This is a genomic window from Roseivirga sp. BDSF3-8, assembly GCF_041449215.1.
Lineage (GTDB): Bacteria > Bacteroidota > Bacteroidia > Cytophagales > Cyclobacteriaceae > JBGNFV01.
The window spans coordinates 1,884,019-1,909,701 of record NZ_JBGNFV010000001.1; the positions used below are offsets into that span (position 1 = coordinate 1,884,019).

The 25,683-nt window shown below is 45.7% G+C and carries 22 protein-coding genes; 9 read left to right on the forward strand and 13 right to left on the reverse strand.

Translation table 11 applies throughout. The features are described from left to right. Positions 1–196 precede the first annotated feature (196 nt). Complete coding sequence (locus tag AB9P05_RS07595) at positions 197–889, reverse strand: DUF2490 domain-containing protein (RefSeq protein ID WP_371908217.1); 693 nt, start codon at positions 887–889, stop codon at positions 197–199. Beyond that, entirely contained in the window at positions 879–1,457 is a 579-nt protein-coding gene (locus tag AB9P05_RS07600) for a hypothetical protein (protein WP_371908218.1), read from the reverse strand. Before AB9P05_RS07600 ends, AB9P05_RS07595 begins: the two co-directional genes overlap by 11 nt. 505 nt (positions 1,458–1,962) lie before the next feature. On the opposite strand from AB9P05_RS07600, the gene AB9P05_RS07605 reads away from it, so the two are divergent. Together AB9P05_RS07605 and AB9P05_RS07610 are read left to right on the forward strand one after the other, a co-directional pair. Further along, positions 1,963–2,184, forward strand: a complete 222-nt coding sequence (locus AB9P05_RS07605) for a hypothetical protein (RefSeq protein WP_371908219.1) — start codon at positions 1,963–1,965, stop codon at positions 2,182–2,184. A 260-nt stretch (positions 2,185–2,444) separates the two neighbouring features. Further along, the gene (locus tag AB9P05_RS07610; protein WP_371908220.1) at positions 2,445–2,927 is read left to right on the forward strand and encodes a DUF695 domain-containing protein; all 483 of its coding nucleotides are present in this window, start codon (positions 2,445–2,447) and stop codon (positions 2,925–2,927) included. A 764-nt stretch (positions 2,928–3,691) separates the two neighbouring features. On the opposite strand, the gene AB9P05_RS07615 is transcribed toward AB9P05_RS07610, so the two are convergent. From AB9P05_RS07615 to AB9P05_RS07630, 4 genes are read right to left on the reverse strand one after another with little or no spacing between them, the layout of a single operon-like run. Then, positions 3,692–4,831, reverse strand: coding sequence for a Wadjet anti-phage system protein JetD domain-containing protein (locus AB9P05_RS07615; protein WP_371908221.1), 1,140 nt, complete (start codon positions 4,829–4,831; stop codon positions 3,692–3,694). After that, positions 4,828–8,241 carry an ATP-binding protein gene (locus tag AB9P05_RS07620; protein WP_371908222.1) on the reverse strand — a complete coding sequence of 1,138 codons (3,414 nt, stop codon included), beginning with the start codon at positions 8,239–8,241 and terminating at the stop codon, positions 4,828–4,830. The genes AB9P05_RS07615 and AB9P05_RS07620 overlap by 4 nt, the downstream gene beginning before the upstream one ends. After that, positions 8,234–8,839, reverse strand: coding sequence for a DUF4194 domain-containing protein (locus AB9P05_RS07625; protein ID WP_371908223.1), 606 nt, complete (start codon positions 8,837–8,839; stop codon positions 8,234–8,236). The genes AB9P05_RS07620 and AB9P05_RS07625 overlap by 8 nt, the downstream gene beginning before the upstream one ends. A gap of 5 nt (positions 8,840–8,844) precedes the next feature. Then, positions 8,845–10,314, reverse strand: coding sequence for a DUF3375 domain-containing protein (locus tag AB9P05_RS07630; protein ID WP_371908224.1), 1,470 nt, complete (start codon positions 10,312–10,314; stop codon positions 8,845–8,847). Positions 10,315–10,752: 438 nt separating this feature from the next. Here AB9P05_RS07630 and AB9P05_RS07635 point away from each other — a divergent pair, with 438 nt between their 5' ends. The 3 genes from AB9P05_RS07635 to AB9P05_RS07645 all read left to right on the forward strand — a co-directional run bounded on the left by AB9P05_RS07635 (position 10,753) and on the right by AB9P05_RS07645 (position 12,867). Then, positions 10,753–10,938 carry a hypothetical protein gene (locus AB9P05_RS07635; protein ID WP_371908225.1) on the forward strand — a complete coding sequence of 62 codons (186 nt, stop codon included), beginning with the start codon at positions 10,753–10,755 and terminating at the stop codon, positions 10,936–10,938. A gap of 269 nt (positions 10,939–11,207) precedes the next feature. After that, a complete protein-coding gene (locus AB9P05_RS07640) occupies positions 11,208–11,936 on the forward strand; it encodes a hypothetical protein (protein ID WP_371908226.1) in 729 nt (242 codons plus the stop codon). 424 nt (positions 11,937–12,360) lie between these two features. Beyond that, entirely contained in the window at positions 12,361–12,867 is a 507-nt protein-coding gene (locus AB9P05_RS07645; protein ID WP_371908227.1) for a hypothetical protein, read from the forward strand. Between the two features lie 777 nt (positions 12,868–13,644). On the opposite strand, the gene AB9P05_RS07650 is transcribed toward AB9P05_RS07645, so the two are convergent. Then, positions 13,645–14,226, reverse strand: a complete 582-nt coding sequence (locus AB9P05_RS07650) for a hypothetical protein (RefSeq protein WP_371908228.1) — start codon at positions 14,224–14,226, stop codon at positions 13,645–13,647. Positions 14,227–14,933: 707 nt separating this feature from the next. On the opposite strand from AB9P05_RS07650, the gene AB9P05_RS07655 reads away from it, so the two are divergent. From AB9P05_RS07655 to AB9P05_RS07665, 3 genes are read left to right on the forward strand one after another with little or no spacing between them, the layout of a single operon-like run. Then, positions 14,934–15,272 (forward strand): hypothetical protein, encoded by a 339-nt coding sequence (locus tag AB9P05_RS07655; protein WP_371908229.1) that lies wholly within the window; start codon positions 14,934–14,936, stop codon positions 15,270–15,272. Beyond that, positions 15,272–16,801 carry a tetratricopeptide repeat protein gene (locus tag AB9P05_RS07660; RefSeq protein ID WP_371908230.1) on the forward strand — a complete coding sequence of 510 codons (1,530 nt, stop codon included), beginning with the start codon at positions 15,272–15,274 and terminating at the stop codon, positions 16,799–16,801. Before AB9P05_RS07655 ends, AB9P05_RS07660 begins: the two co-directional genes overlap by 1 nt. A gap of 5 nt (positions 16,802–16,806) precedes the next feature. Next, positions 16,807–17,667, forward strand: coding sequence for a hypothetical protein (locus AB9P05_RS07665; protein WP_371908231.1), 861 nt, complete (start codon positions 16,807–16,809; stop codon positions 17,665–17,667). 80 nt (positions 17,668–17,747) lie between these two features. Here the strand turns inward: AB9P05_RS07665 and AB9P05_RS07670 are convergent, their stop codons facing one another. The 4 genes from AB9P05_RS07670 to AB9P05_RS07685 all read right to left on the reverse strand — a co-directional run bounded on the left by AB9P05_RS07670 (position 17,748) and on the right by AB9P05_RS07685 (position 22,822). Then, the gene (locus tag AB9P05_RS07670) at positions 17,748–18,458 is read right to left on the reverse strand and encodes a hypothetical protein (protein ID WP_371908232.1); all 711 of its coding nucleotides are present in this window, start codon (positions 18,456–18,458) and stop codon (positions 17,748–17,750) included. Position 18,459: 1 nt separating this feature from the next. After that, on the reverse strand, positions 18,460–19,767 hold the full coding sequence (locus tag AB9P05_RS07675; protein WP_371908233.1) for a DUF3103 family protein: 1,308 nt from the start codon (positions 19,765–19,767) through the stop codon (positions 18,460–18,462). 195 nt (positions 19,768–19,962) lie between these two features. Further along, positions 19,963–20,751, reverse strand: a complete 789-nt coding sequence (locus tag AB9P05_RS07680; protein WP_371908234.1) for a hypothetical protein — start codon at positions 20,749–20,751, stop codon at positions 19,963–19,965. Between the two features lie 337 nt (positions 20,752–21,088). Next, positions 21,089–22,822: a hypothetical protein gene (locus AB9P05_RS07685; protein WP_371908235.1), complete on the reverse strand. Its 1,734-nt coding sequence runs from the start codon at positions 22,820–22,822 to the stop codon at positions 21,089–21,091. A 1,315-nt stretch (positions 22,823–24,137) separates the two neighbouring features. On the opposite strand from AB9P05_RS07685, the gene AB9P05_RS07690 reads away from it, so the two are divergent. Next, positions 24,138–24,488, forward strand: a complete 351-nt coding sequence (locus tag AB9P05_RS07690) for a hypothetical protein (RefSeq protein ID WP_371908236.1) — start codon at positions 24,138–24,140, stop codon at positions 24,486–24,488. A 14-nt stretch (positions 24,489–24,502) separates the two neighbouring features. Here AB9P05_RS07690 and AB9P05_RS07695 read toward each other — a convergent pair whose 3' ends face one another. Then, positions 24,503–24,952 (reverse strand): DUF4174 domain-containing protein, encoded by a 450-nt coding sequence (locus tag AB9P05_RS07695; protein WP_371908237.1) that lies wholly within the window; start codon positions 24,950–24,952, stop codon positions 24,503–24,505. Between the two features lie 15 nt (positions 24,953–24,967). Then, entirely contained in the window at positions 24,968–25,600 is a 633-nt protein-coding gene (locus tag AB9P05_RS07700; protein ID WP_371908238.1) for a heme-copper oxidase subunit III, read from the reverse strand. Positions 25,601–25,683 lie beyond the last annotated feature (83 nt).

Here is a 25,683-nt window from a genome sequence, read left to right on the forward strand (position 1 = left end):
ATGCATCCCTTTATTTTTGCCCCAAAGCCATCAGATCATACTCATGGCTAATGTGCTCCTGCTCAAGCCGGAGGTGGCGCTGATGTTGGGGATATATGCTACAGTCTGTTGGGTTGCACCCTAGAGAGTTCACTGCGTGATGCGCTCGACACAAGCAAGACCCTCATATCTATACCCTTGCGCCAAAGGGGGCGACTCAGAAAGCCCTGAACCAGCTCAGGGTGGTGAATAGAGTATTGGTAGCCGCCGATTCAATAAAACCATCAATACGGTAATCCAGGCCGGCTTCTAATTTGTTGTCATCCGAGAAGTTAACGCCTAACACCGGAACCAGGCGAAATTCCAGATCGTACTGCCCATCCGAAAAGATATGCAATTGTTCCTGATTGGCCTTAAAGTAAAACTCGCCGGGGTCTACTGCAGTGCCATTCAGCGGAAGTTCTATGGCCAAACGGTATCGCAAACGCGATTGGGCGGCGGCTTCTTCATCTAACGTTTGATCGGCTGCAAAGCGGTGGGCCAGCCGAAAGGGGTTACCAACAGGTACTATGGTAAACTGCCATAAATGGCGGTGCTGAAAATTATTGTCCCGAAATCGTAACAGGTAACCGGCTCCCAGAGAGTTGTTCAGCCCTACTTTACGCGAAACGATTACCGACAGATCCGACAGCACAAAATCCAGCCCTCTATCGGGTTGTTCCGAAAAAGCATCTTTTACAAATAGGAAACGGTTTTCGCTTTTAAAATTAAGTTTCCACTTGTTGCTTAAGGAAGTGTTCAGGTTGAAAGCAGGTAAAATGCCAGCCTCATAGGTAGGCTGTGCATAAGCCTGTACATAAAAAAGCGTACCCAAAAGAAGCAACAGTCCGGTAAAAAGATTAGTATTCAAGGTTATCAGTATTGCGGAATAAGATTTCTTCATTTTTAAGGATATTCCCTTGCTGATCAACGGTAATCTCGTACAGGTTCTTCTGACTGTCTTTTTTACCCTTTACCACCAGTTCGTAGCGAGTGGTATAGGGCAAGGAAGTATTTCCGGTTTTGGTTAACTCCAGCAGCGCCGGGCGCTCGCCGGTATACTGGCGCTGTACTTTTTTTACCTTAAAGTTATCGAATTCCTTGCCAAGCTGCTTCTTTATCGCTTCCTGAAGACGCTCAGGTAACGCGTCGAAGTCGATCAGAATTTCCACATCCTGCAACTGGCCTTCGGTGGAAAATTCGATACTGTGTTTTTTTTTGTAATAGCGAAGTTTCCCTTCAATGGAATTGCCCTCCAGGTTCTCTTCATAATACCAGCGTACGCAGGGTGTGCCGCCAATGGAATCGATGAACTGCCTGGCCAGTTCCGGTACCTCACTAGCCTCTATCCGGTATTCTCTTTCCTGCTTTACCTGGCCCATAGTGGCCAGAAAAACAAATTGTAGGCTGACGAGAAAGATGTAGCATTTTTTATGCATAAGGGAGCGTTTATGGCCTTTTGTAAACGTACAAAAGTTTTATGCTGTTGGTTTAAAGCTGTTAAGAGGACGAAAATAGCAGGTTTAAGCCTCATTTAAAAAATACCTGAGCTCTCAAGTAAAATAGCGCCAGTGTAAGCTTACCGCCCCATTTAGTTTAAGCGTTTTGCTCGTCCATAAAAGATTGGACTAAAACGGCAGAGTGATGATAGTTCCCGCTGATGTTGGAGGTATGTGCTACAGTCTGCCCATTTAGTTTAAGCGTTTTGCTCGTCCAGAAGGGATTGGACTAAGGCTGCAGACTGATGGTAGTGGTCGCTGAGGTTGGAGGTATATGCTACAGTCTGCTGGGTTGCACTCTAAGGAGTTCACTGCGTGACGCGCTTAACACAAGCCCCGAAGGAGTTAAAACGAGACCTTGCGCCAAAGGGGCTTATGGCGGGTGAACGCCTGGGCACAATGAAGATTCTCGAACCAAATTCAGGAATTAACAGTATCTTAGAATATGGGAAAGGTTAAAAATCGCGAACAACTCATTGAGAGAATAAAAAATATTGATGATCAAAATGTCATTGATGAAATTTACAGGCTCTTAGACATAAGTATCGATGAATCTGTATATCAATTAAATGAAGAACAGAAAAAGGCAATCCAGGAAGGACGCGATCAAATAGCCCGTGGAGAAGGAATCCCATCAGAGCAGGTTTTCAAAAGAAAGCGTAAATAGCGAAAAGAATAATATGGTCACCGCCGCTGGCCGAACAAAGATGATGATATGTTTAAAGGTGCCCTAGCTGAGATAGTGAATGAAAAATATGGTGATGGAACTATGGTATTCACAAATGTAGCCACCGTGGCAGTCGGCACTGAAAAACAGATTCAGCGTGCGAATTAATACTACTCAACAATGTACATAAAATAAGGCTAACCTTCAGGACGCTACGCCTCATATACATTAACGTTACCACACATCTTAGAATAAAAATAATGCTAAAGTACCTATTCGGACGAAATAAAAATCAGGGTAAAAATTTCGGGCCGGCTGAACCAATTTACCCAGGTGAGAATTTCCTGGTCCGACAAATTGAAACTCAGGAAGGAATTGGATTTGTAATTGTAAATCAAGCTTACGACAACTATCCGAATAAAAAACACTTTCCGTGGTGTGCTCAGTTTCTTCTTGAATTTAAAGACAAAAATGAAAATGGACATCCAACAGACCAGGAAGCAGAAGTATTGAACAAACTCGAAGACAAAATCGAGAACTTCTTAAAAGTTAAGCACAAAGTTCATTTCATCGGGAGAGTGACAAGAAAAGACTTTAGAGACTTGATTTTCTACATTGACCAACCTCGACTCGACCAAGACGAAACAAAGAGTTTTTTTGACCAGATTAATGCCATTCGAGGAGTAAATTTCAACTTAGATAAAGACCCCGAATGGAAATTTGTGTCTGGGCTAATCAAATAAAGAAAAACTAGCCGCAACACACCAGGCTTATGGCTGCTGAACGCCTACCAGCAAGTAGTTTTCGCCCCGTAGCGAGCTTTGGCTTCGGAGGAGATAAAAGTGCTTCAAAAGAGTCACAAGCCATATACAAATCGTTATAAGCAAGCCCCATTTGGTTTAAGCGTTTTGCTCATCCAGAAAGGCTTGGACTAAAACGGCAGACTGATGGTAGTTCCCGCTGATGTCGGATGTATATTGTTACGGTCGGCTGGGTTGCACTCTAAGGAGTTCACTGCGTGACGCGCTTGACACAAGCGAGACCCTTGCGCCAAAGGGGGGCGTCCTGAAGGACGCTACTGCTCATAGCTGAGACCCTCCGAGGCAATGCTGCGCTACACGTCAAACAATAACTACCGCGGGGTTGTACCCCGTGGTTGCCACCTACGCGAAGTTGATACCGGGTCGCGCCTGACCGGGTCGCGTTCGACTTCGCATGCACTAAGGTTGATTTATGCTCCCAGGCATCGAACAGCCAGGATTAGCTGCTCAGCTACTAGCCCCTTGGGGGAGTGCGGTCTGCAAGACTGTTCAGTTAAAAACTAAACTTAAATAATAGGTCCAATCCACTCTGGACGAGATACGCTTCGCTAATCTCGAACCAGTTGAGATGAAAAAAAACTGCACGGCGGCTGTACTGACGTTAGCCACTATAACCCAACTCCCCCCCCAAAAAACCAGAAAACCAAAGTTTTCTTCAACTGCCTGAAAAATCAATCTCCCCTCTGCTACACCACCGCCTCTATCCGTTCCAAAATATACCCGTGGCTTATTCGCTCCTGCTCCAGTCTCAGATTATACATGCCCAGGTAGCGGTGCATAAGTGCCTCCTCTGTTGTGAGGCGTGGCAGGCTGACTACCGATGACCTTTTTCCTGCCGTCACAAATTCCTTAAAAGCTCTGAAAGTGCCCTTATCCATCATCATAGATATTGTCTCAGAATAGTGCCTCCTTACCTGGTTAAGAATTTCAAAGCCGTGAACATCCAGGTCCCCCCAGTAGATCACTTCAGCCCCCTTAAGCCAGGTCAGGTGCTTTAGTAAACCCGCACGGTAGCCATGCCCCCAGATTGCCACCGTATCCGGCATGGGCGGCAGCGTAAGGAAAGTCATTTTATTCTCTGAGATGATCACGCGCCTGGGGCGAATACTCAAATCGGCCATCTGGCTTACGGGCAGCGCAAGGTCTGTAAGCTGCCCCGCTATAGCCATCCCCTCATCCAGTACCCTCATACGCATAAGGGGCTCATCGTATAAGAGCCCGAAGCGGACAGGAAACTTCTTATCTTCTGAGCAAACCGTCACAGGGGCCACCACTTCCAGGAGCACGCTGATGATAGCTTCGTTCTCTTCTATAAACTTGGTGTGGACAGGGATTGGAAGCTCACGTATGTAATAGCGGTTAGCCTCATGGTTTTCTTTAAACCACTTGCACACCAGAAGTATTTGGGGCCAGTTGCTATGATTGCTTATAACTTTTAAAGGGTACTTCTGCAGCCAGTCCGCAAGGCTTGGAAATTCCTGAAGGATAAGGCGAACATCTTCTGCAAAGGCCTGGAATTCTTTTTCGGCACTGATAAATTTGAGGTAGTCGGTTTTTGTGTCAAATACGAAGCCCGTGGGTATGGTCTGCACACCATGGCTACGCGTTTTTCGCTGCTCATAGTCTATTCCGTACCCATACCCTGTCCTTTCTTTGCTATGGGCGATAATAGGCCTGAGCGCTTCGTGCATGGCCGCAAAGTCCTTAGGGAGCACCTTATTGGCGGGTACCGCTTTAGGAAAAATAGACTCACCAGCTACATGAGCAGAAAGCACCTGCGGGTATAGGCGCAGGGCTTTCTTTTTTAACTCGTCTACCGTAATCATGAAGCTACCTCCTCCTGCTCAGCCCGGTACGCATCACGCTGCTGCTGGTACTCCAGTATTGACATATTATGCACGATAGAGTCGCGGTTATTACGCCGCTGCACATAGTGCACATGGCTGATGTAGGGCTCTACAATGGCCACTTCCTCAGATTTGGCAGGGGAGACCACCATAAGCTGCAGGTTAAGCTGCTTCACCAGGTCCATAAGGTATTTCGCCTTTTCATCATCCTGCTTGCTAAAAGCTTCATCTACACAGATAAAGCGGAAGCTGTCAGTGTTGAGCCCTCCGCTACTGCTGTGCAGGCCAAACTGGTACGCAATAGCACTGCCCAATATGGTATAAGTGAGCTGCGCACTTTCGCCACCGCTCAGCTTTTCCGTGCCCGTATACGTCCTGAAGGTTTTGTGGTCCTCCTTGTAGTGCTCTACCGCAATAAACTTAAGCCAGTTACGCACATCCAGCAGCTTCTCCCTGTTAGCCTCGTTTTCTTCCAGCTCATCCAGCAGACTTCTGATCTTGTTAAAAGCCTCTTCCAGAATATTCTCATCCTGGGTCCGTTCATAATGCCCCACATCAGGCTTCCAGTCCTGCAGCTTAAACTTCAGGTCTTTTATGTCTTTCGTATAGTCATTATCTACCCTCAGCTGGATATACGTAGCAGGGTTCGCTTTAAAAGGGATGGCCTTTAGGGACTTATTCAGTTCATCTATATTGTTCCTGATCCCATCTTCCTGCTGGTTTAGCCAAGAGCTGAAGCTCGTCATCTGGGTGATCATCTCATTGTTAAGGTACTTCTCAAAATCCTCCCTGTACTTCGCCAGCTCTTCACTTTCTATTTTTTCCAGCAAGTCCAGGTAGTCACCCACATATTCCGGCTCTTCGCCTAGCAGGTGCGTGTCCGTATTCCAGTCAGCAAACAGCTTTGTGACTTCCTGGTCCGGATTTTTAAACTTACGCATAGCAGCCGCCATGCTGTTAGTAAGGCTACTGAGCGCATTAGTTAACTTAGTCAGTTCGCGGATAAGCTTGCCCTGCAAGATGCCCCTCCTGCTTTCCAGCCCCTCTAAGGCCAGGTCTTTCAGGTCAGGGTGCTTTTCTTCAAAGGCGGTAATGTTGCCTTCTGCCGGTGTATGGGCTATGGTTTCCAGGTGGCTTCTACTACCACGTAGTGCCTGTCTCTTATTCTCTATATCCGTCTCCAGGCGGCCGCTCCTCCTGTTGGTTTCGTTGATTTTTTCCTCTATTTCCTTTATCCGGGCCTTTAGCTCGTCCACCTGCCGTTTCATCTCCCTCACCTTATCATTGGTCGCCCGTAGCCGTTCAATTTCTTCGTTGTTTTTTCTTTTTTCTAATTCGTATTGTGCCCAGTTTATCTCATGGTAACTTTTGAAACGCAGCAGCTCATTCCAGCTTTCTTTTCGCTGTTCCAGGCTTTTTTTGTCGTGGCTTAGGGTATCAAGCTTTTGCTCGCTATGCTTTATCTGGTCCTCCAGAGAAAGCATTTCCTCACGCAGGGCCGCTATCTTTTCTTTATTGTCCCAGCCCAGTACATAATGCTGGCGGCTCTTCACCTTTGCGCGGTCGTCTTTTTCATGTCGCCCTACATTCTTAATTAGCCCCTCGCTGGTGAGGGCCATCTTTACACGCCCAAATTCCTGCAGATCATCCGTACACACATAGTCAAAGCGGTGCTGTATTTCCTGCTCCAGCCACGTCTCATAAGCTGAGCTTTTAAAATCAAGCTTATGGTAGAGGCGGTTAGCTTCCGGCAGCGCATCAAAGCTCAGCCTTTCTTCCTCCTTATATCGTTGGTACACGATCCGGCCACGCAGGTTATGGGTATTCACGTATTCATTTACCTCGGTGTAGTACCTATCCGGCACTATCAGCCGCAGGGCAAAGTTATGCAACAGCCGCTCTATCGCACTTTCCCAGCGGCCTTCCGTTTCTTTTACGCGCATTAGCTCCCCTATAAAAGGAATTTCTTCCTCCGTGGCCCCTGTGTGCTGCAGCAGTTCCTGCCTGATCTCGCTTACCCTGCCCGTTATATTGTTCTTTTGCTGACGAAGGATGCTCAGCTTCCCGGCCATTTCCTTGTAGGCTTCCTGCTGGTCTATGAGTTCCCGGTCTGCTTTCAGGCGCTTTTCGTAGGTATCTTCAAGCTTTTCGCTTACTTCGGCCAGGGCCTTACTGCCCTGCTGCCGCTGCTCGTCAAACTGCGCTTCATTGGGGGTTCCTATGCCGTCCAGGTGGCGGGCATGCCGTTGATATTGCTTTAATTTATCTTCGGCAATGACCTTCTGCTGATTGAGTCGTTTGTTTGCCTCTTCCAGGTCTTTAATGTAGCGCTCTTCTTTGTTGGTTTTTATATCCGCCTCCAGTGAGCTACGCTGCTCGCTCAACTCGTCCTTTGTGTCAGTCAACCGTCCCTGTTCTTCCTCCAAAGCCTTGTACTCATCATTCTTTTGTTTTAAGTACTCTTCCAGCAGGGTAACGTGGCGGTTAGTAAACCACCACAAGGCCAGGTCCCTGTCCGCTTCCAGCGCTTCTATATCGGCTCTTACCTTCAGTATGTCGCTATGCTTTTGCTGCACAGGACGTAGCAACTCTATCTGCTTGTGCGCTTTCAGTATCGCCTTGTGCGCCCGGGATAGCTTTTGGAAGTGGCCCGTTATCCTCCTGAATTCCCCTTCGCTGTCCTTCGGCTCCAGCATGTGGGTGCGGATAAACAGATCCAGGCTACCCAGTACCTTCAGCCCAATCGTTTGGTTAAACAAGTCATGCGCCTTTTCACTACGCATGCCAAAGATGTCACGCATATGCGTCGCATACTCCCCGGGCCGGTCCATCACCCGGAGCATTTCCCTGCCCGCTTCTTTCGGGTAGCTGTTTTTCAGCCGTTTCTTCCAGAGATTAGAAGAGTCCAGGGGTAGAAAGTCCTTTTCGATGGAGAGCTCTTTATGCGCAATGATAAAACTGCGCTTCATTTCCGATCCCGAAAACCAGCGCACCTGCGCCAGCGTCACAAACCGCTCCTCACTCTTGAATGTCGCCAGCAGGATGCTGTGCGTTTTAGCCTTATCGGGTCGTAACCGCTGCACCTCTGTACCCTCTTCACTTTCGGTATTGCCAAACTCACCCAGCACGTAGCTCTCCTCCGTACGTTCAGTCTTTTTAGTCCCCGCCGTCTGGTTAAAGAAGCGCGCACTCTTCTGTGGCACCAGCAAGGTGAGCAAGCCATCTACCAGCGTGGTTTTTCCCGAAGCATTCGCCCCCGTAAGCAGCGTGGTTTCTCCGCCCGGCGTAATGCGGTATATGTTACCATCAAAACCACCCCAGTTATACACCTCAAAAGTATGCAGCCGGTAGCCTGCCTTGGCCGGGTTATCACTGAAGAGACTAAGCATGTTCCTCGAGTTTTTCTTTAAAGTACTGTAGCTGTTCCGGCGTTACCCGGGCCTTTATTATGCGGCGCACCTGGTAGATGTAGTCATCCTCATGAGGAAAATTACCGTTAACGCATTTCAAAAACCCCATCTCATCCATATGCTTTATATGCCTGCCAAGGTTTTTGATGAACTTGCGCTGGTCATGACTTTCTTTGAAAAACATCTCCACCCGGTCCCTGAAGTCCTTTGGAGTGATATAAAGCTCTCGGGAGCTCACATCCGCACTCGCATCAAAGTCATCCAGCCACTCACGCAGCAGCACGCAGGTAAGAGAGTCTTCGTAGGTAAGGCTTCTGCGGGTGATCAGACTCACCATTACCTGGCCTTCATCATCCTCCATCTGCCGCAGGTAAGCATAGCCCTCGCGCTCATCTTTCACCAGTTCCAGCCCTATTTTGCTCACGTACTCCCTTATCGGCACCTCATATAAGGTTAGGGTCTCCCACAGGTCTTTTTTTTCATCGTATAGCACCTCTTTCAGTAGCCTCGCCACTACCTGGGCATAAGGCGCAGGCTGCAGGCCCGTATTTGTAAGGGTATCGTTTGTATGATCCATATTGCTTATCGGGTAAATAGTATGCGGGGCGTGTCCAGGTACTTCATGCGCTCAGCGTCATACAGTATGTGGTCCCGCTCTTCTCTTATAGTAATCGCCTTTAGCTTAGGTGAATGACTCAGGCCTATATAAGCCAGTAACTCCGCCAGCCCTTTGGTAAGAGGCTGTTCCTCCACTATCCTGGCCAGCGTGATCTGGTCATGATGCTGCAGCATATGCTTAATCGTTCTTATCAGCTCCTCTTTATTGATGGCCTCATCCCGGTATATACGGGCCAGGCCATCCAGCTCCGTCAGGTCGTTATCCGCTACCTTCGGATTAGACGTATAGTGACTTTCACGTGGTTTATCCGCCAGCGCCCTTTCCACCGGCAGATGTATCCGGGGCAGCTCGTCTATCTCCAGAAAAGTCTCTTCTTTCAGCGCATCCGGGTCAGTCCTCAGCGCCAGGTGGCGTATACTGCCTATCAGCTCCCGTATCTTTTTCTTCTCCTGTAGCTCTTTGGCCACCACCTCCCTGCTCAGCTTATCCGCCAGCATGTCATTCTTTTCCATTACACGCCGTCCTGCCCTATAAAGCAGGTTCTTTATTTGCCGCAGAGAGCGATTAGGCACCTCTATGCCGCGCTGCTCCAGCAGCACGTACATCTGCTCTATCTGCTCTTTTAGCTGTTGCTGGCTGTGCGAGTCCAGCATAAATTTCCAGAACTCGCGGAAGCTACGGCCCTGGTCGGTGCCCTGCAGCTCCGTAAGCGCGTCAAAGGTCGCTCCCAGCAGCCCCCCTTTGCTCAGGCCCTCCGTTTCCTGCCGCTCGTACAGCCGCCGCGTAATATCCCTGAAGTTGTCTTCTACCTCCTTAAAGTCCCCCAGCAACTCACCGGCCAGGCGCGTTATGTCTTCGTAGCGACTTTTTACCTGGTAGTCCTCAAAGGTAGGCACTACATCATCCACCTGCAGCCGGCGCATCTGCTCATCTATTTCACGTTTCTGCCTTTGCAGTTCCTCCAGCCTGCGCTCCCGGTCAGGGTCCGCCTTCTCTATCAGGTCATTCAGCTTATGAAACAGATCCTGAAACCGACTCTCCGCCCCTACAAACTCACGCTCCCGCAGGTTCTCTATTACCTGAAAAGCCTTTTCCGCATACTGGCTCAATAGCACATGAGGCTTCTTCGTACTTTCTTCTATTATCGTGTTCAGATAACCTTCACTGATCCACCTTTCCAGGTACATTTTAGCTTTTTCGGCATAGGAAGAGATCTCCCGCTCATCCTCATCATAGTACTCCAGCCGCTCCAGGTAGCGCGTAAGGCTGGTCTCCATCAGGTCTATCGGCTGGCTATACTGGCCGGTTTCTTTAAAGCTCTGGTAGAGAAAGCTAAGAATAAGCGGCATCTGACGCATACGCAGTAGCTTAAGCGCCTTATTGCTGCCATGCAGCAGTAGCAGATCTTGATAATGGTAGAGCTGGTCTGACACGTAAAGCTGTTAAGGTTCGTGGTCTAATTTACGAAACCACGGTCAAAAGTAGCGCCGCTATGTAGGGTGGGTGTAGGGTATTGTCCAATTTTATTGTGATTTAGCCAGGAGCCTCTCGAATTGGAAACGGTTTGTAGTTATGCTGAAATTTTTTAGATTTATTCTATAATCTGGATAAGATTCATTTGCCCGAATATCAGGCCTAATTTATAACGAAGAATATGACAAGAAGACCACAACAAAAACCTGAGGATGCGAGAAATAATGGCGTAAAAACCACTGAAATTTATAGGCCTGATTCGCATCAAGATAATTAGTGCCATCAAAAGTCCATTGGATGATTTTCAACGTCTGAGCTGATCTAAGTATATTGTAAATGAACGGGATCGGGTTTGTTTATTCGGATGTTATGCCCAAGCAAAATAGAGACCTACGATTATGAAAAGTAATGCAAAAGAATATTTAAAAGAATTTGCTACCTCTCAACATGATTGGTTAAAAGCTCTTATTTATGATTCTATTGAATCAAATGGGAATATATCAAATGAGAGAAAAAACGAAATATTCAGCCATTTAACAAATGGCACTAACTTAAATATTACAGAACCAAATCTAAGTAACTAAACTACTGATTCTGAGATTCGACTTACAAAACTAATTCATAAAAGTGGAGTAAATGCTTTAAAAGAAAACCAGACGATAAAGTTCTCTAACGTTTAGTTTAAGCGTTTTGCTCGTCCAGAAAAGATTGGACTAAAACTGCAGACTGATGGTGTTCCCGCTGATGTTGGATGTATATTGTTACAGTCTGCTGGTTTGTACTTCAGGGAGTTCACTGCGTGACGCGCTTGACACAAGCTCCGGGCGTTGTATCATATTAATAGTAAACCAGAATGGCTTCTAAGATAAAAAGCTTACTGCTTCCTCTTTTGGCAATCCTTCTAAGTGGACTTGCATTGATAGGGAATCTGTCATTAACGAATGTTTTTCAATTCATAGTTTCAGTAGTTGGTATCGCTGCAGGTATTGCGTTCTTCGTCAATAAAAATTACTTCTACCCTCTCATACAAGCCTGGATTTACGGACAGTTCCCTGCTTTCAACAGAGTTACCCAATCGGCATCCGAAAACGGAGGGACTTTAGAACTTCATCCAATACTTGATGGTGGGCAGCATTATACCTTTGATCTTGGCTTGACCTTCGCTAATTCGGACGGATACCTCGACCTTAAAATTAACATTCTTCCGCTTGCGTTTCTATTTCTATTCAAGTTTTTACAGAGTTCAGATTTGATTGGTCGAAGACTGATAATTACAAACTCAAGAAAAGATAATAAACTAGGAGACATCTTTCCATTAGAGGGAACTATCAGCGAGACGTTTAGCCTGGGGGAAGAGAAAAACTGGTTTCACGCTGAATTAGACGAACCATTTGAGTACGAAGGAAATTCTTATCAAGACTTATTGATCCGATCGAGAGAAGGAGATATGTATAAACCGGGGAAAGGGAAATACTCATATTTACGACTCGTAAGTGCCCCGAAGCTTTTAGCAGAAAAAGAAAATGGTATTTCAAAAGATCGTTTTCCTTATGTCAATTGGGCCAAAGTTGAAGTAAACTAAGAGAATACTGTGTAAACCTCCCTCAAAACTGAACTGTTGAAAAGCAGCCTTATCTTAAGCACCGGAAAAATCAATCTCTCCATACCTACTCCACCATCACCCGCGGCAGGTTCTGCGGGAGGCGGGTGAGCCCCCACTGTCGCAAGCGTCCCGTTTTAACTCCTTCGGAGCTTGTGACAAACTGTACTACTGTAGCTTCAGTGCACGACCGGAGGAGCACAGTCCCATAGGGGTTGAACCGGATACCTGCACCAGGGTAGGTGGTTTAGTGGGCTTTGCGTAGGAGCCACCTAGCACAGTCAGAAGTCCATATGATAATTCGTAACGTCTGAGCTGATTTAATTATATTGTAAATTAATTGGTCTGAATTCATTTATTCAGATCTTATCTGTCATTACCGAACTAAAAAACATTGAATTTTAAAATGAGAAAACTAACATTTGGACTTATTCTTCTACTTTCTGGATGTGTATCTACTAACATTACATCTAACAAAGCACCAGGTTATACCGGAAAAATAGAACGACTTTACATTATGGTAAGAGGCTCTGATAGTGCAAAACCATTCTTTAACTCCTTTAATAACTCATTGAGTGAATCTTTGAAAAGTAGAGGAATAGAAACCAGTTATTATTACTTTGACCCATTGTCGTTGGAAAATGAAGATGACGTCATGAATAAGATCAATGAATTTGGACCTAACCTTGTGATGATGATTCAACAAACTGAATCTAGAAGTACAATGAATCAGTATGGATGGGGTTCAACGAACACAGGAGGAACATTTGATATTAAATTATTGGAACCCGATTCAAAGTCGCCAGTTTGGAGAGCTAACCTGAAAGCAGATGCGCAATTTGGATTAACTGAATCAGCAAGAAGGTCTTCTGAAAAGTTAATAGAAAAGTTAATCTTGGATAAGCTATTGTAAAAAACAGATAACATATGCTATGAATGAATGGGGTTTTATCGGTCAGGATATTTTCTTGGGGATTGGAAAGTCGGGGACGTCTACGCCCCACTGTCGCAAGCATCCGCTTGTGACAATCTACACTGCTGTAGCTTCAGCGCACGACCGGAAGAGCACAGTCCCAAAGGGGTTAATACCGTAGGCTTACACTAGGTGAGGTCTCTTAGCAAGCTACCTTCGGGCCTCTTCTGATATAAAGCACGTCGATTCTTATTGGTCTTTCTGCCATTCGCAGGTGGGGCACAGGCCCCATAGGGATTGGAACGGAAGGCTTGCGCCAGGGTAGAAGGTTTATTGGGCTTTGCGCGGGAACCACCGAATGTCGGGCCACGGCCTGCGGAAACAATGTTATCGCGGTTGGTAATAGTTAGTAAAAACAGTCAACACTATTTAGGGATTGACACGAATTAATATTTGGCAAATAACTATTAACATTCTGCATGGCGAAGTCGAACGCGACCCGGTCAGGCGCGACCCGGTCAGGCGCGACCCGGTCAGGCGTGACCCGGTACAAACTCCGTAGAAGTGGTAACCACGAGACCGAACGCGGCCCGGTCGAACGCGGCCCGGTCGAACGCGACCCGGTCGAACGCGACCCGGTACAAACTCGCGGTAGTAACAAGAGGCGCAAAATCATATTTCGCCAAAAAGAAAGAGGCCACTCTTTGAGGCGCCCTCTTTTCTGTAACCTTTAGGAAAATGACCCTGCTTAGTAGTCTGCTGGCAGGCCTATGGAGTTCATTTCTTAACACGAATGCCGGACAACCTGAAAGACTTAGTCGTCACATTACCTGCGTAGTCGCTCACGCTAACCCATGCTTCGCTGTCTCCGGGTAGGGTTTCTGTTTTTACTATGTAGTTATAGGCAGTTCCATGCCGGTCATTCTGCACTTTATCATATTCCAATACCTGGCCGGCCATGTCTTTAATGGTGATGGCTACCTCCTCTACACGGTGGTCGTCTATGGCCTCTATGGTGAGGATGCTACCTGCTACCAGGCCCTGATAATGGGCCCAGTTTACACTCACTATTTTGGGCTTGCTCATGAAGTCAATGACAATAGCCTGCCTCAGGTGTGTGCCGCGCTTTGCTGCATATTTCTTGTATACGTCTGCCCGGGCTTCGTCATTTTCCATAATATGGGTGGCTCTCAAATGAGCTTCTTTGAGCATATTTCCCATTTTACGTTGATGGGGCGTGGTTTCACTTTTCTCAGGCAATCGGGACATGATGATGTCCCCGTTTTTCATGGTACGAAATACAACGTTTCCACTTAATCCGCTAAGGGCTTCTATTAGGCTGTTTGTCCTGACTTTCATATCTGATTTTATTTAGGTTGGCTATATATTTTACACGTTAAAAAGTCTGTATTTGTTGTTTATTACAGAATATTTTTTTGTTAAATGTTTATTATCGGATTTTTATTTCGAATTAGACATAAAGCAATTAACTGAATGTCAATTGCTTATTATACATGCAGATAAATAATTTGTGCGTGTAAACTGGTTAGTATGTTGTGATCAGCAAGCCTGAATTTAGGGCCTCAACAGGGCTTTTAAAAATTCGTTAAAATTGTACAAAATCTATAAAAGCAGGCTTTTAGCAGTCTCTCAGCAGGGCATCAGCAGAGGAGCAGCAGGGCAGACCGGTTTTTGAAGAGGCGAAATGTGCCTCTATTGGCTTAAAATGGGGGTTAGATCTGGTATAAAATTGTACTTAACTAATATTTAGAGAGGTTGGGAAATAGCATTATTGTGTTTGGCTTCTCTTATCCTGACCAGCAGATTTATACGTTAAATACCGGCTTTCATAGGCACGCTCTTTCTAAGTACGGAACGATTCCACTCAGAGTGTTTGCGAATAGGCATAAATTGCATATTTTGGGCCTTATTCCGATACAGCCATGATCATTCAACCCGATACGCTATGACCTACCCACAAACCATTTTTCGCTCCTATTCAGGCTCCCGCCGTTATTTTCATTATCTTGAATCTTGATAAATGACCATTTTAATCATTTAAGGATATGAGACGGAAAAAGCTTGATGGATTACTCGGGTATCAGCTTAGCAGTCAAAGCTTGATAACCCTGACCGGTGGCTCGGGTGATGGGGGTGGAACCTCTGGCAGCAACGGCGGGGGCTATGGAGAACCTGAGCCTCCACCGCTACCAACGGTACCCGATGATACACGGAGCCTCTATAGGTTAACATTATATGAGTTATCTAAATTGACAGGTGGCTCCGGTAATGGAGGTGGATCATCGAGTGGTGGTGGCAGTACCGGCGAACCTCCAGAGCCAGACCCTATTTGGCCCGATGACACGACTACCTCACGATTTAGCTATCCTATAAATAAGCCCTGATGAAAAAGTTTCTACCAGCTATATTTTTTTTACTATTAGTCATAATTGCCTGTGAAAAGGAAGATATTGAGCTTCCAAGCGAGACTAATAACGTATATCATACAGTCGACAGATTTATCCAGCAAGCAAGAGACCTTTATAAAGAACAACCTGAAGACGCTGAACACATTGCTCTTAAGGCCTTAGAGCTATCGAAGAAGAACTTCTATTTGAAAGGGGAAAAGAATAGTCACAATGTTCTTTACTGGATATATCTCAAAGGCAATGTAGATCAGCAGAAAGCCGAATACCACCTTAAAGCTTATGAAGCGACTTCCAATAGAATGGATAAGCTAAATGATTTGGGTGCTTTAAATTACTCTAAGGGTTATCACCTTTACAAAACTGGTGAATTTACCTCTGCTCTTGCGTATCTACTAGAAGCTTACGACATATACTTAGTTGACAATAAGCCGAACAAAGCAGGGCACGCTCTCTACACCATTGCATTAATTTTCTATAAAAATGACTTACCGGATCAGGGCATTCGGTATGCTAAGAAAATTGAAATTGACTCTTTGGCGGCACCCATGCAGATCAATACGCTGCAATTACTGGGTATGCTGCATTATGAAGCCGCACATTATGATGAGGCTATAGTGGCTTATTCTGAGGCTATTTCCGTTGCTGAAACGGCGGGTGATAAGCTGGCTGGTGCTCGCATTAAAAGAGCCTTATCCCTTTCTCTTATGGAAGCTGAGCAGTTCGATGAAGCGAAAGAGGTAATCCAGCAAGGTTTACAAGTCGCAGCAGAAATAGAGCATAGCCAAAACCTGACAGGCGAACTTCTCCTCAACGAAGCCTATTTATATGAGAAGATGGATCAGCCCGGCCTTGGGATACGATCTATCAATAAAGCTATACCCCTTTTTGAAGAAACCGGGAATTTTGCCCTTCTAGCTCAGGCAAATCAGGCTTTATCCCACAACCACTTTACGCTTAAAAACTATGAAGAGGCTAAAGATTTTGCTCTCAAAGGCTTACGATATAAAGACGAGGCCAGGGCCAATACTTTAATAGACCTCTATACAAATCTCAGTACTTACTGCAGGGAATTAGGTGATGAGACCGGCTACTATAAGTATGCTCATGAAGCCTTAAAGGTTGATCATGCGGCCCTGCAAAGCTCGCAAAAGCTCGGCCTTCAAAAGGCCGAACTATCCTACCGCAATGACTCGGAGATCCGCGACCTGGAAGCAGACATCATTACCCATGAGGCGTATATGAGCCAAAGCCGTAATATCCGCTGGGCCATTATCGGCGGCATTGTTTTGACCCTAGCCGTTCTATTTATCTTACTTCTTAATTACGGGCCGATCAGACACTATGAGCGGCGTGTCGATAAAGCCCATAGCTTAGGTCTCAACATTATGGAGCAACTGGATAAGATCATGAAAGCCATGTCTTTAAAATCTGAGAAAGTGTCCCCTCCCGAAGGCCCCGATGAAACCGATCTGCATGGCCGGGCTAATAAAGGGGATCAGGATTAGGCCGTATGCTTATCAGTCATAACGATCTTCTTATCCTGTTTGGCATGCCGGGCCTGTTGTTTGCGGCATGGGCCATAACTCTAACCCTTCGGGTGTTCACGGCGAAACGGGCCAGTACCGCCATTTATCAAACCTGCGAGGGAGGCCTTTCTCTTGTGGGTCAGGTGTATTACGCACAGGTCATTGAGGACAACTCCAAACGCAAGCGCACCTTACATACGGTTGTTAATAGCATCATGACCCGGGTGGGACACCTGAATCTGATCGGAGATACCGGCTGGATTCTTGCCACCCTGATTGACTTTAAGCAAAGTATTGTACCCAGGGATAAACAGGTGGAACAACAGCTCGATGAGTGCTTTCACTTACTGGAACGCCGGGGCAAGGTCGGTCGGCATATCGTGTCGATGCTGGATGTTGAGAAGGTCAATAAGCTGGGTATTTATCCCTTTATCGACCGGTATTTTACCAAGGTGATGCAAAAAGACATTCCGCATTTAGACGTGGAATGCAACCAACCGCATCGCCGGTTCCCGCATCACATAGAAGAGGACATTGCCATCACCTGCATGGCTTTGCTCACCCATGCGGCCTATAACCGTATACCCACCACCTTATCCTTTTATCTGATGTATTCTCAAAATCTCATAACCCTGCATCTGGTGGATGATGATGAGGACACGGCCACAAATTTAGACCTGTATCATTTACCTAAAGAAAATTGGCCGCCCTGCTACCGTATGGCTGACACTCTCGCCGATCTCTACAACGGGTATATGACCATTGATCCCACTTATACCACCGGGCAGCATATCGAAATAAAGCTGGCTCTTCCCTCTGGTAACGATGGACTGCCTCAGGTATAAATGAAAAAGCCTCTTCCTGAGAGAATCAAGAAGAGGCTAGGTGGGGAGTACCTACAAAAGATTAAAACAACTACTGTACTCTATTTTTTTATCGTTGTTAAGGGGAGGGAGTAAGACAGGATCAGTCTGACGGATTCCGTGTTACGTTTATATAAAAATTCATGACCCCAAATCTCAAGATTGTTGTTCAAGTTTGAGGTCAGATTGCTTTGGTAGTAGATATCAACATTAAATCGCTTATAGCTCAATCGTCCTCCGACTTGATAATCCATATGGAAACGTTTGGGTAGTGTCCCGGCTTTATTCAATGCTTCGGCTACGCTTGCAGGATATTGCGGCCCTTCTTTAAACCGGGCATCAAAGTCCACTTTATTAATGATTGGAATGATACCGGCAAAAACCCTAAGCTGAAAGTCTCCATCTCGATTAAATATATAGTGTCCGGCAATTGGAAACTCAAATCCCTTCAAGTAGGCAGACGTCAATTTACTATTCATAAAAGTTGAATCGGTGGCGCGTTTTTCAACAGTAAGACCCGCACTGTTACGCTGAGTTTGAATACCGACACTGACTTCAAAATATGAGTTTATCGGGTGACTATATCGAATGAAAGGGAGTAATTGACCTGAGCCTAAATAGTCCCGTTCAAAAAATACAATACTATCTAAATCAACCGGTGTCTGATAGGTGCGTCTTTCAGAAAGTACGGTTCCTATTCCTATATCAAGCTTTTGTGCTATAGCGGTCGAATAAGAAATAAGGATTGTTAAGAATATAAGAATAGCTTTCATACTATCGAAGTTCTAAGGCGTAAAATAGCTTTCCAGTTTCATATACCTTGTATTGTGTGGCTGTAGCATCCTCGCAGAAGTTAACAATGCTATGGCCTAAATTAAAATCTTTATCGGATATCGTCACTTCAAACGAGAGGGTCACAGTTGAGCCATCGTCTAATTTAGTATTGTAGGTCGTGGAAAATTTTACCGGGTCTCCCAAATCTTGCTCAAACCATTGGTATTTTATGGTCTCACCATATAGACTTTTATCCCATTGCATAACCTCTAAATCAGGATAATGCCACTCGGTGTAACACCCACTGAATAAAGGGCAATCTTTCCATTCACTCCGATCTACTTTGGATATGAATTTTTGAAAGGATTGCAGATGTCCCTGACTTGAACCGGTAAAAACAAAAAAGTAAACCTCAGGTGCTCCCTGCAGATAGTCTTCAGCATCATCAAGCTCTTCCATATTGACGAACTTAATCCGGCTTATGTGATCATAAAGCTCCGTGTCATCCCGATCACAGTCACTTTGCGTGCCGGTGCCCCCATTTAAACCACCAGGAACATAGCCACCGCCTCCACCACAATTTAAATCGGAGGTGGTGTAGTAGTAATCCTCATCTGTAACCAGTATCGGTTCTGCTTCCATAATACAGCCATCGTCCGGTGCCAATAGACCGTTTTGTCTTCGTGCTCTGAGCTTATCAATCATACTACGCGGTACGGGCTTTACGCGCTCATTGTGACTAATGACCAAGATCGGCTCCGTAGGAAAGGTCGCCACATCAAAAGCAAAATAATTACCCTCCTGGTCAAAGGCCGGTAGGCTGCTGATCAGGTCTGCCTTCGCACCATAGGGAAGATAGACCACAATGGGGTGCTCATTGTCCGGATTCCAGTCTTTGGTCACTCCCGGGGCTTTACGCAAAGCAATTTGTAGAAGGGGGTCATCCTGCAGGTGCTGTAAGGTGCGGCTGTTAGCTTCACTTGCCCCAAAGAGGGCTTGCGAAAAGGTCAGGCTCCTGGCATTGTCTCCACCCAGCGGTTGATCTTTCTCTAAAGCAAAGAGAAAGTTATCGTCTCCATCGAACCGTTCATCAATTTTGTTCTTAACGAAGTGGCGTATCTCACTGCTTTGCAAGGCGACGGCCAGGGATTGAGCAAGATTATACCCGGCATCTTCGGTCGAATATTTAGCTTCAGGAAGAGAGGATTCAGGTGTAATAAGCTCATCCTTAGTCTCCTGACACCCAAACAAAAAAGCAGTCACAAAGAGAGCCAGGACTGCCTTTTGAGTTTTGAGGGATAATATCATTATATTAGTGGTTAATTGTATCATTAAAATGGACAATAAATCCTAAAACCACAACTAATATCTATTTAACCCTTCTATTTCTATGAATACCGTTCAAAGCTAACACGTATACACCGTTTAAGTCGTTTATATATGTTGTAAACTTGGTCTAATTATGTATCATGGTGACCAATGCCTTTTGGTGTATCCATTAAATCAAGGATCCCCAAAATCCAACCTCAGCCTTTCACTCATGGCATAAAAACAACATGCCTTCACCCCATAAGCCCTGTTTACAGAACCCACACCCTTTCCATCAACACCACACCAACCAATCCCTTCCTTAGCCGCAGCGACACCATTTACTAAGCGATTTTGCCCTTCCACAGGCATTATCGCCCCACTCTCTACAGGGTTCCCCACCTCCTCCTCATCAGTATCCACCATCCATTCGGTAAATACCGTCACATTCCCCGCCAGGTCTCGTGCCTCCACCTGTACCTGCACACCCCCTTGCACAGGCACATCTTTCCGTAAGCGGTATTCGTACATCCCATTTTCTACTATTGCTGTGCACCGCCCGCTTTCCAGTACCTCACCCTCACCGTTCCTTATCAACAGGTCTACTGATACCAGCCCAAAATCATCATATGCATACACCCCGATCCTCTCATTCGCACCGCCAGTAAACCCATTCACAAACACCCCCTCCACCACAGGCGCATGCATATAGTCCTTTACTGCCAGGTTTTGCCATGAGTTAAAGCCCGCCTCTTTAGCTTTATATACCTCATACAAAGCCTCCACTTTCCTCACCCTTTTCGCATAGGCTGTCGCTTTCCCGAACCGTTCATGATGCGCCTTTTGCTTACTGCTCAGCGGCTTTGAACACTTTGCCGGCCTTGCAGATACAATCGTCCGGCCAGCTCGCTGCCGGTACACAATAGCCCCCCGAGCCATACCCCTCGCACCTTCTATCCATGGATTATTCTCTATTATAGCCATTTACCTACCCCCGTTTTTTCATGTTCATCCATGGCTAAAATTAGAATAAGGCCCTTGAATAGCCTGAAAGGTGTAATATTCCGTAAGAAATTCAACAGAGAAGCCATAGCCACATAAAAGGCTCCGATAGCATATTTCCAATATATACCCACCGCAAAGCCATCGCTTATCCTATACCTATCCTGTGGGTATCCCGTGGGTACCCTATAAGCTCCTGTGGATAACCTCTAACGAGCCTGAATTTGAACTATAGCAAGAGAAGAGCCTGCTAAGAGACCCGCGAAGAATCTGCAATCATCACTAAATCCTCTAAGCGGCAAAATGTACCATTTACCTGCTACTTCTTACCAAACTTACGGAAAGCCGTCACAAGCTGGTAAGCAATAAGAGCGTAAAGCAGGCGGTAGAGATGATAAACCGGCGCCAGCCACAGCAAGCCCTCGCAGGTATTGAAAGTATCCAGGCTGCGGAGGGGAAATAAGAAGTAAGGATATGAATAAAGACTATTCACCCAATTACCGCACCTGTTAAAGTAATGGATGGCAACAAACCCTGAATAGAATAACGTAGCCATTATTAGCAAAATAGCCAGCGGCCGCTTCCAGCTAGCATTGTGCCTGTTTGTGACGCGGTTGAACCATAGCGTAAACCGGTCATTGTTAAACCGGCTCACTTTCCGCGCTTTCAGGTCCTGCCGGTGCGCATCCAGTTCTATCCTCCTGAACTCCCTCGCCTGCACATCATTCCCTGCACGTTCAGCCATTTTCTTCAACTCCTGGTACAGGTTGTACTTTTGGGCTTGCTCAGATTCATCGGTACTAGGAAATCTCAGTTTGTCTTCCGTAAACCAAGTCGTGTGGCGGGCAGACACACCATCGAAAGAGGATTTAGATATGATGATCTCATCAAATATGGTAAAATCTACCAGGAAAAAGCGCGTATCACCAAGCTCTGAACGTAGAGCTTCAAAGTGGGAAGCTTCGTAATCAGGCTTATTAAATAACCGCTTTACTTCTTCTGGCGTGAAGGTAAACAGGCCATTGAAGATGATTTTACCGTGGTTGTTTACTTTGTTGTAGCCTACCCAGCCAAAGCGGCAATAATTAAAAGATAAGATTGTGGATTGAATGACCCCTGAAATGGCAAGAGATAGGGAATTACATTCTTCGAACTCGACTACGTTCATGGCCGCGCCATGTCCGTGGATGGTAATCAGATTAAAGTTACCATCTCTTCCTAAAACCTTGAACCCCTTATTAAGGGTGTTTCCGATTAGTTTTAGTTCAGTCTGAATCTTCTCTAACGGAAGAGCTGGAGCTATATACTGACCAAGATCAAGTTGTTCAGAATAGGTTAGTTTGGATTGACCCTCAATCGTATTTTCAACAAGAAATATATATGCAGCAATAACTTCTTCTAGGATAAAAGCGCCCTTGCAAGAACATGAAATAACGCCTAGGTAGTGAAGTGTAACCTCGCTTATTTGAACATCACGCTCGAATTCACACTTATTTAATTTACCTAGTGATATTCTACTTTCGCTAATATTAATTTGCCCCTTGAAATAACTTGAGGTTAAGACAAACTCGTCAATTGATGAATTTAACATTGTAGTATGGCCATCAATCTTAGTGTCCATCACTTTTAAAAGAGAAACTTCTAACCCAAGCAACCCAAAGGCTCCTAATTGGCATTCATTAAATGTTAAACATTGGGATTTAAATGGAGCCATTATTAAAAGCTCATTGGCTGATAGCCCTATTACATTTATAGACACTATATCGCTTGTGAACTGACATTCGGAAAATAGGAGCCTCTCCTTAATGGTTACATTGTTCAACATTAAATCACATGCGATATTTAAACCATTGTAACCGAGTGATCCAATGATATAGATAGGAAGCTTGACACCATTAATATGTTGAAAATATTCCGGAGCATTGATAATAATATTTCCATGAACATTCAATCTTTCCTTTCCTTCAGCAGCCCACTTTTCCAGACTACTATCTAATTCATTATTTGCCAATAATCGCTTAAACTCCTCCGGTGATATACTTACCTCATTCATATTAAAACATCCTTATTGTAGGGCACAATATAGAAAAAGCTGACAAAGATATAGGGGGCTATGCCCAGTTCAACATCGCTGGGATAGCAACCACGAGGTACACCTCGTTTAGAAAGGATTTTGGTAGGTAGAATTACATAATACCCCTACCGGGCTTAGGCCGTAGTGGGGCACAGCCGCCAGGCTATGCCCCCCACCCGTCGGGGCATAGCCTTCAGCTTAAGCTTCTATTTTGGTATTTAAGAACGATTTGCAGGCACTGTAGTGATAGGCACTAATTAATTCCCCTCCTAAGGTAATAGGGGAGGTCCGACTTTCGGTGGCCCGCATCCGGGAGGTCCGACTTTCGGGGCCCGACTTTCGCTGGGCCCGCATACGGGAGGTCCGACTTTCGGTGGTCCGACTTTCGCTGGGCCCGCATCCGGGGGGTCCGACGTGCAAGACGCATGCATAATGCAGCCAGAGAGCACCCTGCCCAATCCCATCGGGACATAGTCTTTGTAGCCTGATAAATCCAAAGCAACCCTCAGTGCCGTAGGCACGTAGCCTAAGCTCCCGGAATGTAATAGCATCAGAGCAATTATTAAGTTGATGGCTATGCCTATCAGCCCCATACCGATTAATTCGATACCATAAATTAGTACCAAAATTCCCCTACCGCGAAGTTGTACTTCGTGGTAACGATCATGGGAAGTTGTACTTCCCGGTGCAGAATATCAGTCCACATAGTAAAGCATGCACCTAGGCCATTGCTTTTCAGTGAGCAAATCCAATTCACCTCCCGGGCCTGGAGACACATACAAGGGCTAAGCGTAGAATGATGAAAATGAAATGTAAAAACGCACGCCCAAGCCGGGGTCAGTAGAGCAATATACCGCTGTACAGCTCTTAGATTGACGTTGTTCCGTGCTCAGGCACCCTGCAGATATGGTGCATTTGCAGACAATATTCTAAGCTTACCGCCACGAAATCACCAATTGTCGTATGATGAATATAACCCTGTATGAAAGTAGGGAAGAGAATATAACCTCAAAAGTAAACCAATAATGCCGAAGCTATGATATACAAATGTGGTGTTAACACTTAATCCGTTGCACCTTAAAAACCTTATTAAGAAGGTTAAAAATCAAAAAATAAGGCCTTATTTCTTCAAAATCTCGCTAAATATCCTTTCTTTTGTTTATCTGTCATGAAAACCGGAAACATTTTTTAGCCGGAATTCATTTGGTATAGAGTAAATTCAATAATCTATATGCTTAGCGACACCGCTAAGTGCCTATTATCCATACCGGATAGTATTTTTACAAACTACTCAATGAGCGAGATTAGTGTACAATTGGGACTTCATGAGAATGATCCCAAAGACGAGCCTTTCACAATGCATTTGGTGATAGAAGAAGAACAGGACGAGAATGGCAGGTATGCTGCAACAGTTCTGGATGAGTTCAGGGATGAGATCATCACCCTTAAGCACGACCAGGTGCCGAAGTTGATAAGTAAGGTGGCTGATTTTTTAAACGAGCATGGCGCATTTGTAAGCGGACGCATCCGCAAATCGGGTAAAGTAGCCCGGGAAATGTACAGAGGCCTGCGCGCAAAGACACGCAGAACCTTTGAAGAGCCAGAGGAAGAACCCGTGTTTGACGGCCAGCCCGTTATTATGTAAGCCAGTCCTAAGGACTACTTCTTACCATCATCATCCATACCACGTTCCCGCATTTCGCGGCGGCGCATGGGCATGGCGTCTATTTTATCAAACACCACCTGCAGCGGCTTCACCTTATTGTCCCAGCGCATCTTCCTATATCCATCCTTACCTACCAGTATCACCGCAAAGTCGCCAGGTGCTACCTTAAACTTTTCGCGCAAAGCCAATACTTCATTAGAGGTAATATTACCATCTTCAGGGTCTATACCCTCTTCCGGAAACAGCCTGTATACCACCAGGTCACGTTCCACCACCTCTTCCGATTCGCTTTGCAGGCGCCGGTTTAATTGATAATACAGGTCATTTCGCTGATCAGGTGAAAATATATATAGCGTGCGGTAATTACGGCTGTCACCCACCTGTGCAAATGCCGTTTGCATAATAAGACTTAAGAGAAAGAACGTTGAAAAAAAATGCTTCATAAGCATATAACGTATTTAAAAAGTAAACAAAAAATAAAAGAAGAGGACGAACCATAGCACGTCCATAAAGTGCCAGAGAATAGTCGCAATCTCCAGCTTTATCCCCTGATAAGGATTTGTATGCAGTATTAGCGCCTTAACAGGATCACGATGCGCGCGGTAAAACTGCACAAAGAGTACGGCCAGAAAGGAAAGCGCCACCAGCAGGTGCAGCACATGCAGGCCCGACAGCGCATAGAGATACGAAGCCCCTACTGCTTTGGACACATCCAGGTTTTGCGCAAGAAGCTGTTGCCAGCCAATCGCCTGGCTCGCTATAAAAGACATGCCTAGCATAAGGGTCACCCCAAGCTGGCGCGTCACCTCATGCAGGCGGTCCTGCCGGAAAGCCTGCACCACCCCCTTTATAGTAAAGCTGGAGAGCAACAGCATAAATGTGCTGACCACAAACGCCTTTGGAAAATCAAAAACCAAACCCTGCCCGCGGCTATATCGTGTATAAGCAAAGGCCACCAGCAAAAAACTGAATATTAAGGTACTACCGATCAGCGCCAGCCAGACCAGCATCTTATGCGGATGCATGCGCTCGATACGGTCGAACGTAGAAGGGTTTATCGATGATTTTCTGAGGTCTTTCCGGCTTTCCATCTCATGTGCTTCATTATACTACAGAAACATAAACGGAGGCGGGTGGTTCTTAGATTCTTAAATTTACCCTTCAAAAAAACCGA